The 17,669-nt window shown below is 62.6% G+C and carries 20 protein-coding genes; 7 read left to right on the top strand and 13 right to left on the bottom strand.

The window, feature by feature from the left end; all coding sequences use genetic code 11:
• Position 1: 1 nt before the first annotated feature.
• Both ACQY5A_RS00845 and ACQY5A_RS00840 read left to right on the top strand, forming a co-directional pair.
• The gene (locus tag ACQY5A_RS00845; RefSeq protein ID WP_428338467.1) at positions 2–4,123 is read left to right on the top strand and encodes a SpoIIE family protein phosphatase; all 4,122 of its coding nucleotides are present in this window, start codon (positions 2–4) and stop codon (positions 4,121–4,123) included.
• Complete coding sequence (locus tag ACQY5A_RS00840; RefSeq protein ID WP_428338466.1) at positions 4,123–4,458, top strand: STAS domain-containing protein; 336 nt, start codon at positions 4,123–4,125, stop codon at positions 4,456–4,458. Before ACQY5A_RS00845 ends, ACQY5A_RS00840 begins: the two co-directional genes overlap by 1 nt.
• Here ACQY5A_RS00840 and ACQY5A_RS00835 read toward each other — a convergent pair.
• A complete protein-coding gene (locus tag ACQY5A_RS00835; protein WP_428338465.1) occupies positions 4,455–4,649 on the bottom strand; it encodes a hypothetical protein in 195 nt (64 codons plus the stop codon). The genes ACQY5A_RS00840 and ACQY5A_RS00835 overlap by 4 nt on opposite strands.
• 156 nt (positions 4,650–4,805) lie before the next feature.
• Between ACQY5A_RS00835 and ACQY5A_RS00830 the strand changes: the two genes are divergently transcribed.
• Positions 4,806–5,618: an adenylate/guanylate cyclase domain-containing protein gene (locus tag ACQY5A_RS00830; RefSeq protein ID WP_428338464.1), complete on the top strand. Its 813-nt coding sequence runs from the start codon at positions 4,806–4,808 to the stop codon at positions 5,616–5,618.
• Positions 5,619–6,258: 640 nt separating this feature from the next.
• Here the strand turns inward: ACQY5A_RS00830 and ACQY5A_RS00825 are convergent.
• Positions 6,259–6,444 carry a hypothetical protein gene (locus ACQY5A_RS00825; protein ID WP_428338463.1) on the bottom strand — a complete coding sequence of 62 codons (186 nt, stop codon included), beginning with the start codon at positions 6,442–6,444 and terminating at the stop codon, positions 6,259–6,261.
• Between the two features lie 562 nt (positions 6,445–7,006).
• Positions 7,007–7,129 (bottom strand): hypothetical protein, encoded by a 123-nt coding sequence (locus ACQY5A_RS00820; RefSeq protein WP_428338462.1) that lies wholly within the window; start codon positions 7,127–7,129, stop codon positions 7,007–7,009.
• Between the two features lie 69 nt (positions 7,130–7,198).
• On the opposite strand from ACQY5A_RS00820, the gene ACQY5A_RS00815 reads away from it, so the two are divergent.
• Complete coding sequence (locus ACQY5A_RS00815) at positions 7,199–7,789, top strand: hypothetical protein (protein WP_428338461.1); 591 nt, start codon at positions 7,199–7,201, stop codon at positions 7,787–7,789.
• A 243-nt stretch (positions 7,790–8,032) separates the two neighbouring features.
• On the opposite strand, the gene ACQY5A_RS00810 is transcribed toward ACQY5A_RS00815, so the two are convergent.
• Complete coding sequence (locus tag ACQY5A_RS00810) at positions 8,033–8,446, bottom strand: nitroreductase/quinone reductase family protein (protein ID WP_428338510.1); 414 nt, start codon at positions 8,444–8,446, stop codon at positions 8,033–8,035.
• A 306-nt stretch (positions 8,447–8,752) separates the two neighbouring features.
• Here ACQY5A_RS00810 and ACQY5A_RS00805 point away from each other — a divergent pair, with 306 nt between their 5' ends.
• Positions 8,753–9,268, top strand: a complete 516-nt coding sequence (locus ACQY5A_RS00805; protein WP_428338509.1) for a cupin domain-containing protein — start codon at positions 8,753–8,755, stop codon at positions 9,266–9,268.
• 29 nt (positions 9,269–9,297) lie between these two features.
• Here ACQY5A_RS00805 and ACQY5A_RS00800 read toward each other — a convergent pair whose 3' ends face one another.
• The 5 genes from ACQY5A_RS00800 to ACQY5A_RS00780 form a co-directional block, all read right to left on the bottom strand.
• Complete coding sequence (locus ACQY5A_RS00800) at positions 9,298–9,687, bottom strand: hypothetical protein (protein ID WP_428338460.1); 390 nt, start codon at positions 9,685–9,687, stop codon at positions 9,298–9,300.
• A 61-nt stretch (positions 9,688–9,748) separates the two neighbouring features.
• Complete coding sequence (locus tag ACQY5A_RS00795) at positions 9,749–10,273, bottom strand: cupin domain-containing protein (RefSeq protein ID WP_428338459.1); 525 nt, start codon at positions 10,271–10,273, stop codon at positions 9,749–9,751.
• 2 nt (positions 10,274–10,275) lie between these two features.
• A complete protein-coding gene (locus ACQY5A_RS00790) occupies positions 10,276–10,884 on the bottom strand; it encodes a carboxymuconolactone decarboxylase family protein (RefSeq protein ID WP_428338458.1) in 609 nt (202 codons plus the stop codon).
• A gap of 51 nt (positions 10,885–10,935) precedes the next feature.
• Complete coding sequence (locus tag ACQY5A_RS00785) at positions 10,936–11,910, bottom strand: hypothetical protein (protein ID WP_428338457.1); 975 nt, start codon at positions 11,908–11,910, stop codon at positions 10,936–10,938.
• A 9-nt stretch (positions 11,911–11,919) separates the two neighbouring features.
• Positions 11,920–12,492, bottom strand: coding sequence for a carboxymuconolactone decarboxylase family protein (locus tag ACQY5A_RS00780; RefSeq protein WP_428338455.1), 573 nt, complete (start codon positions 12,490–12,492; stop codon positions 11,920–11,922).
• 104 nt (positions 12,493–12,596) lie between these two features.
• On the opposite strand from ACQY5A_RS00780, the gene ACQY5A_RS00775 reads away from it, so the two are divergent.
• Complete coding sequence (locus tag ACQY5A_RS00775) at positions 12,597–12,806, top strand: hypothetical protein (protein WP_428338454.1); 210 nt, start codon at positions 12,597–12,599, stop codon at positions 12,804–12,806.
• Between the two features lie 5 nt (positions 12,807–12,811).
• Here ACQY5A_RS00775 and ACQY5A_RS00770 read toward each other — a convergent pair whose 3' ends face one another.
• The 4 genes from ACQY5A_RS00770 to ACQY5A_RS00755 all read right to left on the bottom strand — a co-directional run bounded on the left by ACQY5A_RS00770 (position 12,812) and on the right by ACQY5A_RS00755 (position 17,093).
• Positions 12,812–13,054: a hypothetical protein gene (locus ACQY5A_RS00770; RefSeq protein ID WP_428338452.1), complete on the bottom strand. Its 243-nt coding sequence runs from the start codon at positions 13,052–13,054 to the stop codon at positions 12,812–12,814.
• A gap of 42 nt (positions 13,055–13,096) precedes the next feature.
• The gene (locus tag ACQY5A_RS00765) at positions 13,097–15,937 is read right to left on the bottom strand and encodes an RND family transporter (protein ID WP_428338450.1); all 2,841 of its coding nucleotides are present in this window, start codon (positions 15,935–15,937) and stop codon (positions 13,097–13,099) included.
• Entirely contained in the window at positions 15,934–16,356 is a 423-nt protein-coding gene (locus tag ACQY5A_RS00760; RefSeq protein WP_428338508.1) for an MmpS family transport accessory protein, read from the bottom strand. The genes ACQY5A_RS00765 and ACQY5A_RS00760 overlap by 4 nt, the downstream gene beginning before the upstream one ends.
• A 230-nt stretch (positions 16,357–16,586) precedes the next feature.
• Positions 16,587–17,093, bottom strand: coding sequence for a hypothetical protein (locus ACQY5A_RS00755; RefSeq protein ID WP_428338449.1), 507 nt, complete (start codon positions 17,091–17,093; stop codon positions 16,587–16,589).
• A 31-nt stretch (positions 17,094–17,124) separates the two neighbouring features.
• Here ACQY5A_RS00755 and ACQY5A_RS00750 point away from each other — a divergent pair, with 31 nt between their 5' ends.
• Positions 17,125–17,667 (top strand): N-acetyltransferase family protein, encoded by a 543-nt coding sequence (locus ACQY5A_RS00750; protein WP_428338448.1) that lies wholly within the window; start codon positions 17,125–17,127, stop codon positions 17,665–17,667.
• Positions 17,668–17,669 lie beyond the last annotated feature (2 nt).

The raw sequence follows: 17,669 nt of genomic DNA, 5'->3' as shown, positions 1-17,669 counted from the left end.
GATGTCAGTGGTCTTTCGCGCAGACCAAGAGATCGGACGCGACCTAGCCGCTGTCGACTGGGCGGCAACTCCACTCGGTCTGGTAGAAGGTTGGCCACAAAGCCTGCGTACGACCGTCGACATTCTGCTGTCGTCGCGTTTTCCGATGTGGATGGCGTGGGGCCCGGAATTGACGTTCTTCTGTAACGCCGCCTACCGCCGCGACACCCTCGGCTTGAAATACCCGTGGGCGCTTGGCCGCCCGGCTCGCGAGGTGTGGACCGAGATCTGGGCTGACGTCAGCCCACGGATCGACCACGTCTTGTCGACCGGAGAGGCAACCTGGGACGAAGCCTTGATGTTGCTGCTGGAACGGTCCGGCTACAGCGAGGAGTCCTACCACACGTTTTCCTACAGTCCGTTGCGCGACGAAGATTCGGTCGTGGTCGGCATGCTCTGTGTGGTCAGCGAGGACACCGAGCGTGTGATCGCGGAACGGCGGATGGCCACGCTGCGCGAACTGGGTTCTGACCCGAGCGTGGTGCGCACCGAGCGGGAGATGTTGAATTTCGCCGCCACCCAGCTATCGCGAAACCCGTACGACCTGCCCTTCACCCTCATCTACCTCTTCGATGACGACGGCAATGCTCGGCTGGCCGGGGCGAGTGGGATCGCGGTCGGGCATCCAGGGGCGCCGCCGGTTCTCCAGAGCGGTGGTCCCTCGATATGGCCCGCCACAAAGGCCATCCAGGGTGAATCCGAACTGATCGAGCTTGGCCATCTCGCCGTAGATCTGCCGGTCGGCGCCTGGCAGCGGCCGCCCGTTCAGGCGCTCGTAGTGCCGATTCTGCAGCAGGCCGGCCCGCCGCTCGGGCTCTTCGTAACCGGGCTGAATCGGCATCGCCGGTTCGACGACGGCTACCGCGGGTTCGTGGAATTGGTGGCCACGCACATCGCCGCAGCGGTCGGCAGCGCCCGCAGCTTTCAAGCCCAGCAGCAACGTGCCGAAGCCCTGGCCGAGCTCGATCAGGCCAAGACCACGTTCTTCTCCAGCGTCAGCCATGAGTTCCGCACCCCCCTCACATTGATCCTCGGACCCGTCAACGAGCTGCTGGGTCAGACGGATGTCGGCGAAGATGCCCGCCGCGAACTCGAGCTCATCCAACGCAACGGATTACGACTGGCCAAGTTGGTCAACACCTTGCTCGATTTCTCCCGCATACAAGCGGGACGCATGCATGCCCGCTTCGAGCCGGCGGACCTGTCGACCTTGACCGCAGAGCTGGCCAGCGTCTTTCGCTCCGCATTCGATCGGGCCGGCCTGGTCTTCACGGTGGACTGCCCACCACTGGATCAGCCCGTCTATCTGGATCGCGAGATGTGGGAGAAGGTGATGCTCAACCTGCTGTCGAACGCGTTGAAGTTCACCTTCGACGGCTCGGTCGTCGTCCGGGTCGGACGCGACGCTACGGCTGCCGTCGTGACGGTCACCGATACCGGCATCGGAATATCTCGCGCAGAACTGCCGCAACTGTTCGAGCGTTTTCACCGCATCGAGTCGTCCCGTGCCCGATCCACGGAAGGCAGTGGAATCGGCTTGGCTCTGGTCAAAGAATTGGTCGGCATCCACGGCGGCACCATCCACGCCGACAGCCGGGAGGGCGCCGGCACGACGTTCACGGTGTGCCTGCCTTTCGGTGTGGCCCACCTGCCCGCGGACGAACTTGTGCAGACGCCGGTCTCGCGTGCGGTCTCCGGCGTGATCGCCGACCCATACGTGCAAGAAGCGTTGCGGTGGTTGCCATCTGGCACCGGAACCAAGGCCACCACGCAGGCGACCACGACGGGCGTGATTCCTGCCGAGAGCGACGGCGAGCGGGCACGGGTGTTGATCGCTGACGACAACACCGACATGCGCGAATACCTGACCAACCTGCTCCGGAATTCCGGCTATCAGGTGAGTGAGGCCGTCGACGGTCGGGAAGCATTGGCGGCCATCCGGGCCGACGTTCCTGATCTCGTCATCAGCGACGTCATGATGCCCGAACTCGACGGACTGCAACTCGTGGCCGCAGTGCGATCCGAACCCCGCACCGCGGCGATTCCGATTCTGCTGTTGTCCGCGCGCGCGGGTCAGGAAGCGTCGATCGAAGGTCTGCAAGCCGGCGCTGACGACTACCTCGTCAAACCATTCGCGGCGGCGGAGCTGATAGCGAGAGTCCGGGCCAACATCGAGTTGGCGCGGCTACGCAACCATCAGGCGCGCTGGCGCACTGCGATGGTCGACTCGTTGCAGGAGGCGTTCTTCGTCTGCGACGAGAACGGCGCCGTCGTCGAAATGAACAGCGCGTTCACCGAGATCCTCGGCTACGGGCCCGATCACCTTCCATATCCGGCGGCTCATCCGTGGTGGCCCGACCCGGACACCGATCCCGAAGCCCACCGGCTGGCCGAGGCGGCTTTCGCGGAAATGCTGGGCAGCACTCACGGCGGCTTCACCGTTCCGGTCGATCACCGCGACGGGCACCGAGTCTGGGTTGCCGCCAACTTCAACCATGCCAAGGACCCCGAGACTGGCCAGCAGATCATGGTCGGGACGATGCGGGACGTCACGGCCGAGCACTACCTGGTTCAACGCCAGACCGCACTGGCAGGCCTCAATCAGCTACTGGCTCAAGCAGATACGGTCGACGGCGCCTTGCGCGGAGCCGCCGAGGAGCTGTGCCGGGTGTGGCAAGCCCGGCGCGTTGTCGTCGTCACTTTCTCCAGCGCCGACGACGCCGTCGCGCCCGAAGTGGTGTGCGCGGGGGAGCCGGTGGGATGGGCAGAGTTGACGCCGCGGCAGCGGCAAACCATGCAGTCGTTACGCGACAGCGATCCACTGAATACTGTGGCCGATGAGCCGGGCGCAGCGGGGATCGCGCTGCGCCACCTTCGCTGGGCGTCGGTGTTGTGGGTCGAGTTGGCCGAGCAACGGCCGTTCACTGCTGAAGACCACACGTTGCTGACAGTGTTGGCTGGGCGCCTCGGTCAGGGCTTGCAGCGGGTTCATGAGGTCGACGAACAGCGCGAAACCGCTGTGGCATTGCAACATGCGATGCTCGGCCCGTCCAGCTTGCCAGGCGGCTTTGCGGTGCGGTATCTCCCTGCGAGTCGACCGCTGCAGGTCGGCGGCGACTGGTATGACGTTGTCAATCTCGATGGGGGTCGCGTCGCACTGTTCGTCGGTGACTGCGTCGGGCACGGGCTGGCTGCGGCCACCGTGATGGGACAACTTCGCAGTGCGTGCCGGGCGTTGCTTCTTGAAAAGTCGAGTCCGAGAGCGGTTCTCGAAGGACTCGACCGGTTCGCCGCGCGCCTCCCCGGCGCCGACTGCACCACAGCATTCTGCGCAGTTCTCACACTTTCGACTGGCGAACTGGTGTACTCGAGCGCGGGGCACCCGCCGGCGATCATGGTTCTTGTCGACGGTGACACCGAGTTGCTGGAAAGCGGACAGGGATTTCCCTTGACCGTCCGATCGGACAGCACCCGACCCGAAGCCAGGGTCACCATGTCGGCCCGCTCGACGCTGTTGCTCTACACCGACGGACTGGTGGAACGCCGTGGTGACTCCATCGAAGACGGCATGGGTCGGGCCGCGGATCTCGTCGGGGGTGGTCGCTCGTGCGAACTCGATGACGTCGCCGATGCACTCATGTCCGGACTCGAACCGCCCGGCGGCTACCCCGACGACGTGGCAATCCTGTTGTACCGGCAGCCGGCCCCGCTGGAGATGGACTTCCCCGCGGACGTCCGTCAGTTGGCCCCGAGTCGCGCAGCGCTGCGGACTTGGCTGAACGAGGCGGGAGTCGAACCCGACCAGATTCAGGACGTGCTAATCGCCACCGGCGAAGCCGTCGCCAACGCGATCGAACACGGCCACCGCAATCGCCCCGACGGAATCATCTCGCTACGTGCGACGGCCGTCGTGGACGGGCTTCACGTCAGCGTCGTCGACACCGGCGTCTGGAAGGTTCCGCACCCAGTGGCCAGCGAGCACCGCGGCCGCGGTCTCTCGCTGATGCGATGCCTGGTGCAGGACTTGAGCATCCATTCCAACGACGCCGGTACTACAGTTCATATGTACGCAAGGATCACGTAATGGTGACCCCGCTCACCCTTAACACCGACCGCGGCGTCGATGGGACACCGCGGGTTATCGCGGCGGGCGAGATCGATGTCAGCAACATCCACGCCTTCACCGAGGCGTTGACGGCAGCCAGCGAGGGCAACAGCAAACCCATCACCGTCGACATGAGCGAGGTCAAATATCTGGATAGCGCAGGCATCAACGCGCTCTTCAAACACGCCGACGAGATCGAACGCCTACACCTGATCGTCCATCCTTTTTTAATGAGGGTGATATCGATCACCGGTCTCAGCGCGATCGCGACGGTGCAACCTGCACCCGCCGGTCAGGACGGGCAGAGTGCCTAACGTCCTTTGAAGCGACGCAATTGGACCAACCCGTTGGCCACGGCTGCGACGCCGGCGATCAGCAGCGCCATCGACACGACCGCTGTGGCTGCCATGCCGAGTACACCGTGCAGTGGCACATTGACGAACAGGGACGCCACGAGCAGACCGGCGCCGACGGCGATCAGAGGCGGGCACGGGTCAACGGTCAATCCTCCTGAGCATCAATGACAATCAGGGTAGGCCAGGTTACATCGATGTACACCTGAGGATGGCGCCGGCGGCGGTGCGGCGGGCGGCTCTCAGTTCGGGTGCGCGAACCGTCATACTCAACCCGTGACAACACCGTTCGCTGGGGCGGGCTGTCGATGAACGCGGTAATGCTGTCGAGCGGCATCGCAGTCGTCGAGCTCGGCGGCCTCATCGCCTCAGGGGTGTTGCTCGTCGTCTCCCGGCGCCAGCTGAACCAGACCCGAGCGGAACTCGAGCGCAGCCGCCAGCCCACGTCGGGTCGGCGTCGACGTCGTCCCGGACTCGCGCCTTTCGCCATCAGGACGGCGTGGCGGACCGCCGACTCGCTGATCACCAAGGGCATTGGCGCCACTGTCCGTAACTCGATCGAGGATCTGGCCGGATGGGCGCAGGTCGAGCGCCCCGATCTCGCGCGACTGACCGCCGATGGCGATGTGGTGATCGCCTTCTCCGACATCGAGGACTCCACGGTCCACAATGAGGAGCTCGGCGATAGAGACTGGGTGAAGCTCCTGGAGCGCCACAACCGGCTCCTCGAGAAACTTGTCGCCGAGCACGACGGGCACGTCATCAAGACCCAAGGCGACGGCTTCATGATTGCCTTCGCCGACGCCGAACAAGCTGTGCTGTGGGGGATTGGCGTCCAACGAGCATTGCTCAAGAATGCCGACCAGTGGGGCGGGATCCGCGTCCGGATCGGTATTCACATTGGGCCGTCGGTCAGACGCGGAGACGATTTGTTTGGACGCAGTGTCGTCATGGCTGCCCGGATCGCGGGGCAGGCCGGCGGCGGCGAGGTCCTGATCAGTGAGGCGGTGCGGGTAGCCGTCGACGGCGCGGGCGGTATCGGATTGTGCGCACCCCGCGAGGCCGAACTCAAAGGCCTGCAAGGCACGCACAGTCTTTATGCTGTCAAGATTCCCGACTGAGGAGACAGGGCCGGATCTCCACCTGGTCATTGGGATCGAAATACCGCTCAGTCCCGTCGCAAGGTAACGGCTTCATGATTGCCTTCGCCGACGCCGAAAAAGCCGGTTAACAGATCGGTGGCGGTGCTGTTGCGACGGCTCGGGAGCCATAGTCACTCTTCGACTAACGACCCCGGCCATCGGGGGACTTAACGTTCCGGTCACAATTTACAGCGGTGCGGAGTGGACTCCCGGGTCATCGAATCAACGCGATCACGTGGAGTTCTCCAAAGCTGTTGCCGCGGTCTATGATTCGCTGCAGGTCCGCCGCGATGGTTGTTCGAGGATGGTCCTGAGCCTACTCATGCTGTGGTGATCGACGACGACTGTTACGAACGCGCCGTTGCGTCATTGAGTGCACATCAGGTGTACCTTTCGGCCCTCGATCCGAAGACTCCGGTACACGAGCAGGTAGACATCGCCACCACGAGGCGTTTAGAGTTCGGTGGCCTCCGCTCGGTGGGCTTCACTCTGCGACGGTCCCTTAGGTCATGAAACTCGTGGTGTAGCTTGTGCACCCGCACTTCCGGTGGGTTCAAAGGACTGCCTTTTGCCCGGCGGCGTTCATGTTTGAGTCTTGGGAGTGCGCGGACGAACCCCGTCAGGGACTTCCGCCGAACCGATCGATCAGGTGGTCCAGCGTCAGACCGTAACGTAAAAGGAGATTTCCATCGCGGTCGAGATCGATGCTGTCGGGCAGGTTTTGAGCTGCGTCCGCAACGAGATTGCCCGAACCAATCTGTCTGAGCATATCTAGCGCCTGCTGCTTGGTGATTGTCCTGGCCATCGTCGTAAGTCGAATCATCGTTCGGTTCCCAGAGTCCGACATGCGTAGCGCGGTGAGATCAATCGAGCATACAACCCAGGCAGGTGCCGGCACTTACCCAAGTAAGTCGTCAACCGTGCTCGGTTTTGGCGGTGTCGGCAAGGCTGGACTTGACTTAGTTGAGAGGGGCTTGCCCTACTCCTAGTCCACCATCGTTGCTCGATGCGGCTTAAGGGCCAACCCGAGGCGCCGAACCCGAAAAGCTGGTTCGCTGGGGAACCAACGAGGTCTCCGCTGGCGCCTATTCAAACCTCACGCCGCCCAGCAATGTGCGAACGCGCCGCGGTCAAACCGCCGTCGAGCGGGCAGGCCGCGCCGGTAATCCAACTGGATTCGCTGCTGGCGAGGAATGGGCGTGGCGCGATGCCCGGACTACCCAGCTCATGCCGTCACGCCGAATGCCCAGCACCTCGTGTCCCCGGGTACAGCGATAAACACGGATTTACTTGATCTCGTGTGCCGAGACGGTAATTGGGCTAAGCGATCCGCGTACGGTCAGCGGCCATCGTAACTGGGGCGGGTGTCAGCCGCGCACGACCCTGTTGGAGACCACGATCAGCGTCCGCTTGGGTGCCGCATCGGCCAGGGTCGTCGGGTGGGTCGTCGCAGGCGATGCGTGGTCGTCGTCGGATCCGCAATCGATCATGAAGCGACTGCGCAACTCAAGATCAACCGGATTCCGGATAATTACCGTCAACGAATTTAAGATCCTGAGGTGATCAAAGGCTGGCAGGCAACCTCATCGACAATTGTGGTGGCGGTGCTGACGTCAGCTCTGATTACTGGCGATCTCACCGATGAGGCGTTTCGCCGCTGGTGGTCATCGCGTGCTCTGACCACCGACATTGTCGGGGGCATTCTCGTCGTCCTGGTCACGGTGCTAGTCGTCGATCAACTTGTGCGGTTCCGCCGACAGCGCGACCAATCCCGCGCGACCGCCACGCAAGCCGCCATCGTGCTGAGTCAAGCTATCCGAGTCACGCGCTTAACTTCAGAACTGGGCGACAACTCCGGTGACCGCGCCGCAGCGTCTGAGGAAGGCAGAATCTACACGATCATGCTATTGGTTGCTGCACCGATCCTTATCGAGGCCAAAATTCCCCGCGCCTTCCTGGAGCAGGCTCAAAAGCTCGGTGCTCAGCTAACGCAGCGCCTGACCCCGGCTACCTATACGTTTCACCTGGCTATGCAATCAAACACGGACCTTGAAGAAACGCTGAACCAAGTCAAAATCGCAGCAGCCCCATTGATTGCGCTACTAACCGCGGCAGAGCGCACCGCCGCGGGCGGCGAGGATATCGAGTAAGCGAAGTACCGGTCGAGCCGCAACAGGGTAGTTCTCAGCAACCCACCAACGGCCAGTCGAAACTTCGTGGTCTCCACACCCGTAAGCGACGCGACTGGTTCTCATCGCTAAGCATTGCGACAGATGCCCGTCTCGGCCGCGACCGCACCGGCCGCTCGCAGCCGGCCCGAAAATTTGCCGCGCGCAACCTCGCCGGTCCTGAAGCGGGTTCCTCGATCGGTGCCTGGGTCGGTTCAATCACCTTCAGCTGGAGGCTCGCTGTAACTCGATGACGGGAATGAGGCGGTCGGTGTTGCGCTGATAGTCGGCGAACTGCGGTTCTACGGCACTTTGCTGCGCGTAGATGTTGTCGCGTTCGGACCCGTTTAACACTCGGGCCGTCACGGGGATCGTTTCGGTGCCTTCATCGGTGCCCACCTCCACGGTCGTGTTCGGGTTGGCGACCAGATTGTGATACCAGTCCGGATTTGTCTCGGCACCGGCCTTGCTTGCAAAGACGTAGATGTGTTGGCCGTCAAGATAGGGGACGAGCGGTGTGATGCGCTCGGTCCCCGATTTCGCGCCGCAATGGTGAACCAGGATGAGAGGCTTGCCTTCGAAAGGGCCGCCCACTTTGCCGCGGTTGACGCGAAAATCACCGATTACGTTGCGGTTCATCTCGTTGAGGTCGTTTGAATCCGGCACGGCCACAAACGATACACGTTTTTAGTCGCGATCTGATGGGCACTGGGTCCAATGAAGGCTGGGGCTACTGAAATGGTTGGATGCTCCTGCGATGACCGTGCGGTGGCGCAGATTCTGCGCGGATCGCGTTCTGCGACAGGCAATGTCCTCGGTGGTGGTCCACCTCGACGCTTGTACTCACCAATCCCGGCGCATGACACCAGATCTCGATATCCTTCAACAAGCCGGCCTTTCACAGAACGCAGACGGCCCCACCAACAAGCTGGAGAAATCGTGAAGATGGAAGTGCGTCGGGTAGTTGCCGCCAACGATCACGTCGGGGGCGCCGGCATCGTCAGCGACGAGCGTTTGGCGGCCGTGTCGCGGGGGATCGGTGAAAACGTCAACGGCTGCGAAATATGGTCGACGAATACGATGCCGGTTGATAATTCACCCGGTGCCGACGAGTCTCAGCGCCGTGGCTACATCAAGGTGTACAACGATTACAACTACGTTGGCAGCGGGCAGGGGACGACGTTCCGGATCACCGAGTGGCTGCCTGGGCACCCTCGCTTCACCCATCGCACGCACACCCTTGACTACGACATAGTGCTGCGGGGCGAGATCGACTTGGAACTCGACGACGGTGAGGTTGTTCATCTCAAGGCTGGTGACGTCGTGGTCCTGCGAGGAAGCACCCATACCTGGGTCAATAGAAGCACCGAGCCAGCCGTGACGGCATTCATCCTGGTCGACGCCGCACCAGTCGAACTCGACACCGGCACGCTCAGTCCGGTGTTCCCCGCACCGCGCTGAGCCCAAGAGCCTGCCGCGACCAGTCGCCGTCAGAGCGACGTCGGACCAACCGCTCCGTAGACCGCCCGGACCTTGGTGGCGTCGTTGTCGGCCATGTAGAAGATGTGGACCATCGCTGGAGTGACAACGTCACCCCCGTCGTGGCGCTTCATCGTAACTTCACCACGAACGATCTTGACCGGCCCGCCGTCGTAGAACTCGGTCACTGTGTGTTTGGTGTCAATGCCCCTATCGAATTCTTGTAACTTCGCCTTGATCTGGGCGAGGCCAACCCAGTGACCGACGCCGAAGGTCATCTCGCCGTCGGCGGTGAAGCAGTCGAAATCCGGGCCGAACCGCTTAGTGTCGATCTCGTGGAAGAACTTCACGATCCACTCCGGCGGTGTCTGTGATTGCAGTCCTGCCGTGGCGTCGCTCATCGACTTTCCCTTTCCTTTGTGACGTGCCGAATTCGTGAAGGCAGGCGGCGGACCTGCACACTTAAGGGGTTGCCTGGCTTGGGTAGTGCTGGTCCAGCGTCCGTCCGTCGGCCACCACCGGGGCGGCGTCGATCATGATGAAGGCGAGCACGGCAGGTTCGGTGCCACGGTTCCACCAGGCATGCAGAGCGCCGCGTAGCACGACCGTGTCGCCAGCCCTCAGATGGATGGTCTGGTCGTCGTCGAGCACGAGGTCGATCTCGCCGGACAGGATCACGTCGTAGTCGACGCTTTCGGTGCGGTGGAACACCTTCGGGGTGCCGGGGGGTATCTCGGTGATCCGGAACGCGGTTCCTTGCCCGTTGCGGACGTAGAGGTTGCCGAATCGCTCGAGCGAGCCTTGTTGCTGCTCGGGTTGCGTGCCGGCGGTGTTGTCGACGGGCATGGCGTCGGTGACCCAGAGCTCGCAACCCGCAATGGGTAGCGACGGTCTGACCGTCGCGGCCTGCAGCACCTGATCGTCGGCGACGATTGACTGGCCGGCGGAGTCGTTCTCCACGACGACGCGGCGTACTTTGAGGGGCACTCTTACCTCCGTGTGGTGTCGTGAGCGGCGTCGGAAAGCCAGGAGGTCGGCTCGCCCGGCGGCACGTCGTAGGCGTTGAGCATCGAGCAGATCACCAGGTAGTGAATGGTCACGAAGACGGCCGTGTCCAGGGCGTCCTGGCCCAACGTCGTGACTACCGCCTCGTAGGTGGGTGCGGGCAGCACGCCGCCGCGCAGGAGTGCAGTCGCTACCTCTGCGGCCAACGACTCCTCGACGGTGAGGTCAGTGGGGCGGCCGCCGGCGCTGAGGATCGCGATCTGGTCCCGGGTCAGGCCGGCGTGGGCGCCGATCGCGGAATGGGCGTACAACTCGTAGGCCGCGTTGAGGTGGCCGCCGACCGTCAGGATGACGACCTGCCGGGCGCGGTCGGAGAGCCCGCGCATGTTTTCAACCGCCGATACGAACTGACCCAAGCCCGTTGCGAGCGCGGGGAAGTTCATCAGCACCGACCATGGGCCGAGGAACGCCCCGTCGCCGTTCTTGGCCTGAAACCCCGCTAGCGAGGCGGACTCGATGATCTTCTCCGACGCGTCGTAGAAGGACCGTTGTTCCGCTGTGAGCTCGCTGGGGCGGTAGAGCGGTAAACGCATGGGGTCTCTCTTCTTTAAGTCGATGTCAACTAAACGGTCCAGTAGAAGCGATCACCCGTCCGAAAGCTCGACCCGGAGCAGCGCGGCCTTTCGGGTCACGCCGTCGGGTGCGGCGGTGGTCCCGCCGTCGGTGGTCACGAACGCGACGCGGCCGACGTCGCCGTCACGTCGTCCCCAGGCCGCGCTGGAGGGGCCGACCAGCCTGGTGTCCAGGGGGTCCCCGGCGATGTGGCGGACCTCGCTACCGTGGCGCGGCTGCAGCGGAACCCGAGTCAGCGTATTGGTCCGGTGACGTGCGACGTAGGCGAAGCCGGCCTGGTCGTCGATACAGAAGTCGTCCGCGTTATCGATCGCCGCGACGAACTGCGCGCCGCCGTCGGGCTCATGCGTGTCCGGGTTCACCGCGACGCGCATGAACACCTTCTGCGCCGTCGAAGTGTAGTAAACGTGGCGAGCGTCGCAGCGCACGCCGTTGACGCCCGGCTGGGGCGGCGGCGCAATCTCGCTGTCGGGATCGGGGAACATCGTGTCGTCCGACAACCAGACCGAAGCCGATGCGCCGCGCGCCCCGGCTTCGAGGTCCACGCGCCAGATGAGGCCCGCGAAGCAGTCAGCGATCAGCAGGATCCCGGGCGCGAGCAGGCAGCAGCCGTTGAGCCCGCGGACCCGCTCGTCGGTGAAGGTGAAGATGAACTCCGGCTCGACAGGATCGCCGGAATCCCAGCGGTTGAGGTCGAGACGGGCCAGATGAGACTTATGCGTCGTGTAGGCCTCGCTGACGCAGATGATGAACACGTCAGGCTCCACCTCGGCGATGCCGGTGGTGAGGTGGTCGAAGGCGTGCACCAGGATCGGCTCCACCTCAGCGGTGAGGTCGGGCCCTGGCACGAGCCACAGCTCCTTCTGCAGGACGGCCGTGATGAGCACCGATCCGTCCTGGCGGACGGCGAGGTTCTCCAGAAAGTACCCTTTGGGGAACTGCGCGACGGGCGTGAGGGCCACGGTCGGGAGGGGGGCGATCGGCATGGTGTCTCCTTACTGGTCCAGCCCGACCGCGTTGGACGGCACGTCGTAGGTCATCAGCGTCAACGACACCATGGTGAACCAGCCCATCAGGGCCGTCACGTCCACGATCCCTTCGTCACCAAGCAGCCTCTGCGCGCGGCGGAAGAGGCCGGTCGGCACTATGCGCGCCGCCGCGAGCGTCGTCGCCAGGTCGTAGACGACCTGCTGCCGTTCGTTGTCGAAGGACGTCGGCAGGCCAGCGATCAGCGCTTCCACGCGATCGGGTGGCAGATTGCCTTGCTCTTCGCCGATCTTCTCGTGCTCGTAGTTGCCGTAGGCGGCTCGCCACTTCCCGTTGATCACGCTGGTGGCAATCTCGATCTCGGCCTTGGAAAGGCTCGACTCGGTCTGAAAGTACGCACCGGTCGGCACGATCGTCTTGGACAGGTTGGGGTTCGCCAACCAGATCTTGTGCGGACCAGGCACCAGTCCACGCAGCTTCATGGTGACGTCATAGGCCGACCTCATCTCGTCGCTCATCTGGTCCACCGGTGTCTCCTCGAACCGTCCGAAGGTTCCGAAGTCTGTGTCAGCGTTGGGCATTCCTGAGCTCCGTTGCGTGATCGCCGAAGTACGCGGGACTGCCATTCACGGTATGCGGGGATAAGCGATTGCGATACCTCCATAACGTCCGAAGCCCGGCCGTCATGGCGATCTTAAGTAAAACCTCGGTGGCCTTGGCCCACCCGACTGTTTCGACGGCGTCAGTCTTTGGACTCCGCGCCAGTTTGATCAGTGAGGCGGTGCGCGATGCCGTCCACGGCGCGGCCGGCATTGATGTGTGCGCACCCTACGAGGCCGAACTCAAAGGCCTGCAGGGCACCCACAGCCTTTACTCCGTCAAGATTCCCGCCTGAGGGGTTCAGGGCCTGATTTCCACCTGGTCATCGGGATTGAAATAACGCTCGGTTCCGTCGGTGAACTTGACCGTGCATATCTCCGGCAGGAAACTGCCGTCGTGCGGCGACAATTCCGAGACCACCCGCGACTTGACCCGTTTCCACGCGTCGTCACCTTCGCCATGCTCACGGAGCTGGTAACCCGGCAAGCGGTTGGTGAGGTCGACTGCCCGCAATTGGAGCACTCGGGGAGATGGCGTCGGCATAACATTCAATTCTGCCGAGCAATTCTTACGAGCAGATGACGGCTAGTCACGAGCTGGCTGCGGAAGCGGGCGACGGCGCACCACTGTCGGCCACCAGAACCACGGTCCCAGGATGGCCAGGATGGACGGCACGACGAACGAACGCACGATCAGCGTGTCGAGTAGCAGGCCGATGCAGACGGTTGAACCCATCTGACCGATGGTTCGCAGACCGCTTGTGAGCATGGCCAGCATGGTGAACGCGAACACCAGACCGGCCGACGTCACCACGCCGCCTGTGCTGCCGAGCGCCCGGATCAGACCGGTGTGAATGCCCCCGTGAAGCTCTTCCTTGACCCGGTTGATCAGCAGCAGGTTGTAGTCCGATCCCACCGCCACCAGGATGATGAACGTCAGCGGCAAGATCAGCCAATGCAACGGCAGCCCGATCAAGTGCTGCCAGAGCAGGATCGACAACCCGAACGCGCCGGCATAGGAGAACGCCACCGTCGCAGGAATCACCAACGCCGCCACCAGACTTCGCGTGATGAACATCATGATCAGGAAGATCAGCACAAAGGCGGCGATGGCCGCGATGAGCAGATCCGATGCGGCATATCCCTTGATGTCCTTGTCGGTGGCTCCCGAGCCACCGATATAGACCCGGGCCCCGGCCAGCGACGTCTCTTTGAGGATCGTTTTTATTGCATCGGGGAACATTTCGACATGTTCCACGCCTTCGGGGCCCATCGCGTCACCCTCGTGGGTGAAGATGAACCGGGCCGCCTTGCCGTCCGGCGAAATCATCAATTTCTCGCCGGTTTTGACGTCTTCATTGTCGAAACCCTCGTGCGGGATGTAGAAGAAATCATCGCTGCGCGATTTGTCCCAGTCGTTTCCGACGTTGACCGAGTCATCGAACGTCTGCTCGGTCGCCAGGGACTGAAGGTCGGCAGAACCGTACGAGTTGACCAACTTTGCCTTCAAAGCCTCGGTGTCATCGGCCGTGGCTTTCAGCTGCGCGATGATTTTCGGGAAGGTTTTGTCGACCTCCTCGATAGAGATTCTGGCGAAGTTGATCTGTTCAGCCAACTTGTCGATGTTGTCGATCGTGTCGAACACCGATCTGAACGTGAAGCAGATGGGAATGTCGTAACAGTGCTTCTCGAAATAAAAGTAGCTTTTGATGGGGCGGAAGAAATCGTCGAGATTTGATACTTCGTCCCTGATGTCCTCGCTGACCTTTTGCAGTTCCGCGATGGTGAGAGCCGTCTGATGCAGCTCGTCGGACACCTTCTGGAAGAAAACGATCTCCTTGCGCAGCACCTCGACGGAGTGCGACTGGATCTCTGCTTGCTCGTCGGTGTTGGTGTTCTGCTCCCTGTTGAAAGGCAGCTGTTGACCGTTGCCGCTGCCCTGAGTCGTGAACAGGTAGGGAATGCTGGCGTGTTCGAGCGGTCGGCCCAAGGGTCTGGTCATGCCCTGCACCATCGCCGCACCATGCAGGCGGATCAGAGCCCGAGCAACCCGGTCCAGCGAGATGAAGTCGGCCGAGTTGCGCATATCGTGGTCGGTTTCCACCATCAGCATCTCGGAGAACAATTTGCTCTTGGGGAAATGCCGGTCGGCGGCCTGGAAACCCAGATTCGACTTCGAATCGTGCGGCTGGTACTGCCGGTCGTCGTAGTTCTGCCGGTAGCTCGGCACGAAGATAGCCCCCAACATGACGATGGCCGAACTGGCGACCAGAATCGGCACCGGCCAGCGCACCACGCTCGCGCCGATCCGTCGGTACAGATGCGCCTTGGCGGCCTGTCGCGGATCGAACATCCCGAACAGGCTGCCCACCGTCAAAATCGCCGGGCCGAGCGTCATCGCCGCGGCGATGTTGAACAGCATCGTGATCGCGACCGCCGGCCCCATAGTGTGGAAATAGTTCAATCGCGCGAACGTCAGGCAGAAACACGCACCGGCGATCGTCAGCCCCGAACCGACGATGATCGGCGTGACACCCTTATAGGCAATGTAGAAGCTGTCTTCGCGGCTCTCTCCGGCTTGCCGAGCTTCGTGATAGCGCCCCATCAGGAAGATGCCGTAGTCCGTCCCGGCGCCCAAGGTCAGTGCGATGACGATGTTGACGGCGAACGAGGACAACTCGAGCAATCCGTGATGCCCGAGGAATGAGATGAGCCCCTTGGCGAACAGCATCTCGATGAGGACGCCGAGCAAAACGGGCAGCAGCGTGGGTGGTGAGCGATAGACGAACATCAACATGACCAATATGAGCAGGATCGTGATGATCGTGACGTTGTTCAAGCTCGAGTTCGCGATGCTCAACGTATCCGAGGCCAGTGGCGCCGCGCCGCTCACGAAAGCCTTGAGTCCCGGCGGGGGCGGGTCTTTGGCGATGATGTTGCGGACCGTGTTGACCGACTCGTTGGCCTCCATCTGGCCGATGTCGCCCGCCAGACGCAGTAACACGTACGTGCACTTGCCGTCCACACTTTGCGCCCCGGCCGCCGTGAACGGTTTGCCCCAGAGATCCATCACGAACTGCACGTGCTTGGTGTCACGTTCGAAGCGCTTCACCAAATCGTCGTAGTACGCGTGGTCCTGGTCGCCGAGTCGTCGGCTTTGCGCTTCGAACACCACCATGGTCAAATTCGTCGAATTGGACTCGTGAAACTTTTCGCCGATGTGCAGCAGCGCGCGCTGCGACGGCGCATAGTGCGGGACCATCGGACCGGCGAGTTCTTCCGCGACGTCCTCGACCTTGGGCGTGAACGCAGTCATCGTGACCGCGGAAAAACCCCAGAAGAAGATGAGTGGGATCGCGAATCGACGCACCATCCTGGGCAGGAACGGGCGTTTGACCCGGGGTTCATCCAGCCGGTGCTCGCTCATGCGGATTTCACCCTGCACTGGACGTCCGCGTCCGGATGATTGTCCGAAGCCTCGGGGACGCCGGACTCCGGCGGCGGGGGCATGCCATTGACCAGCATGCGGCAGCGCAGCGGACCGCCGTGGACATGCACTGAAATCGCACCGGATGCCACTGTCAGTGTGGTTGTCTCGTCGTGGCTCCAGGGCTCCGTTGTGAAGGTGACGTCGACCGGGTGGGGGTGCCCGGCGATGTCGACGTACACGATCTTCGCGGTCTTTCCGACGGGGCCGAACACCTGATACGTGAGCCGTTTGATGTTGAATTCCTCCGGCGCCTGCGGACCGTTTACCGTGATGACCGGCTCCGGCTCGGAGAATTGGTGCACCTTGTACATGCACACCAGGCCGACGCTCACGGCAATCACCGCAACCAGCGGCATCCAGAATCTGGACAGGACAGCCCGCCCGTGTGGACGAGGACTCACTGGATCACCTTTCGGAACGCGCTTCCCCGGACCTCGTGCTCTGAGCCGACTCCGTCGTCGGCGAGCGCATATCAATCAGGTTGACATGGGCACGTCATGACGTTACCAGTACAGAACGGGAACGACTACAACGTGCGGAACGTTATCACCTGCCGATGCACTCGGCAGCGCAGACAACCAGGGACTCAGCCCGCTACTTCCGCCGTCCGCAAACGACCCTTGAGTCGCTTGGCGCGCAGCAGTTGAATGGCGAGGTTCGTCGAGGTGAGCATCGGGATCACGCCAATGAACGATCGCTCGGACGGGGTGGCTCCCTGCAGATACTCCAGACACCCGAAGACGTAGTAGGTCGAGAGCGCGAACAACGTAAAGGGGATGCAGAAGGCCATGGGGTTGCCGCGGATGGCGACAATGCGCTGCGCGTACTCGAACTCTTCTCTTGTCATGGTTTCGCGTTTCCGCAACTTCCTGATGACGCGCGGCGCGGCCCGGATTTCCTCGCCGAACGGCAGCTTGGGTTCCGCCTCCAACCGCCGCGCGTAGAACGTTCCGATGGACAACAGCAGAAATGTCACCGCCAGGGCGATCAACGCGAGCAGACCCCAGAAATACGTACTCACATCCCACTCCTTCGCTCCGCCGTTCGAACCTAACATCACCGGCAGGATCCGGCCGATCGTCGACGGGCGCACAGCGCCGACGTCCGACTGCAAGACTGGCGGCATGCCCGTCATCAACACCCGTGTGCGCCAGGCCGGCCCGCAGGACGCCGGCGGATGCCTGACGATCTACCGCCCTTACGTCGAGAACACCGCGGTGAGTTGGGAACTCGACGTCCCAACCGTCGACGAGATGGCGGAGCGGATCACCGCAGCCTGCGAGACGCACGCGTGGTTGGTCCTCGAAAAGAACGACCGGACAATCGGATTCGCCTACGGGAACGCCTTCAACCGCCTTCCCGCCTTTCAGTGGTCAGTCCAGACCGGCCTGTATGTCGCCGACGATCATCATCGTCGCGGGGGAGGCCGCGCACTGTACACGCAACTTTTGACCCGCCTCGGCGAGCGCGGCTACCGACGAGCGTTGGCCGGTATCACTCAGCCCAACGAAGCCAGCAACGCATTTCACCGATCGATGGGGTTCGGAGATGCCGGTCTGTATCGGCGCGTTGAATACAAGCATGACCGTTGGCACGACGTCGCCTGGATGCAGCTCGATCTGCCGGTTCCGGTCGACAGTGCTGACCCGCCCGGATTGATCAATTGAAC

This window comes from Mycobacterium sp. (assembly GCF_965277065.1).
Classification (GTDB): domain Bacteria; phylum Actinomycetota; class Actinomycetes; order Mycobacteriales; family Mycobacteriaceae; genus Mycobacterium.
The sequence above is the reverse complement of the archived record's forward strand: the minus strand, read 5'-3'. Positions and strand labels throughout refer to the sequence as shown.

Bases quoted from the DNA above. Each gene is read 5' to 3' on its own strand.
- ACQY5A_RS00765 (WP_428338450.1), bottom strand. From the start codon at position 15,937: ATGAGCGAGCACCGGCTGGATGAACCCCGGGTCAAACGCCCGTTCCTG.
- ACQY5A_RS00840 (WP_428338466.1), top strand. From the start codon at position 4,123: ATGGTGACCCCGCTCACCCTTAACACCGACCGCGGCGTCGATGGGACA.
- ACQY5A_RS00750 (WP_428338448.1), top strand. From the start codon at position 17,125: ATGCCCGTCATCAACACCCGTGTGCGCCAGGCCGGCCCGCAGGACGCC.
- ACQY5A_RS00760 (WP_428338508.1), bottom strand. From the start codon at position 16,356: ATGCCGCTGGTTGCGGTGATTGCCGTGAGCGTCGGCCTGGTGTGCATG.
- ACQY5A_RS00780 (WP_428338455.1), bottom strand. From the start codon at position 12,492: ATGCCCAACGCTGACACAGACTTCGGAACCTTCGGACGGTTCGAGGAG.
- ACQY5A_RS00800 (WP_428338460.1), bottom strand. From the start codon at position 9,687: ATGAGCGACGCCACGGCAGGACTGCAATCACAGACACCGCCGGAGTGG.
- ACQY5A_RS00770 (WP_428338452.1), bottom strand. From the start codon at position 13,054: ATGCCGACGCCATCTCCCCGAGTGCTCCAATTGCGGGCAGTCGACCTC.
- ACQY5A_RS00810 (WP_428338510.1), bottom strand. From the start codon at position 8,446: ATGAACCGCAACGTAATCGGTGATTTTCGCGTCAACCGCGGCAAAGTG.
- ACQY5A_RS00845 (WP_428338467.1), top strand. From the start codon at position 2: ATGTCAGTGGTCTTTCGCGCAGACCAAGAGATCGGACGCGACCTAGCC.
- ACQY5A_RS00820 (WP_428338462.1), bottom strand. From the start codon at position 7,129: ATGATCGATTGCGGATCCGACGACGACCACGCATCGCCTGCGACGACC.
- ACQY5A_RS00825 (WP_428338463.1), bottom strand. From the start codon at position 6,444: ATGGCCAGGACAATCACCAAGCAGCAGGCGCTAGATATGCTCAGACAG.
- ACQY5A_RS00775 (WP_428338454.1), top strand. From the start codon at position 12,597: ATGGCGATCTTAAGTAAAACCTCGGTGGCCTTGGCCCACCCGACTGTT.
- ACQY5A_RS00830 (WP_428338464.1), top strand. From the start codon at position 4,806: ATGAACGCGGTAATGCTGTCGAGCGGCATCGCAGTCGTCGAGCTCGGC.
- ACQY5A_RS00790 (WP_428338458.1), bottom strand. From the start codon at position 10,884: ATGCGTTTACCGCTCTACCGCCCCAGCGAGCTCACAGCGGAACAACGG.
- ACQY5A_RS00785 (WP_428338457.1), bottom strand. From the start codon at position 11,910: ATGCCGATCGCCCCCCTCCCGACCGTGGCCCTCACGCCCGTCGCGCAG.
- ACQY5A_RS00805 (WP_428338509.1), top strand. From the start codon at position 8,753: ATGGAAGTGCGTCGGGTAGTTGCCGCCAACGATCACGTCGGGGGCGCC.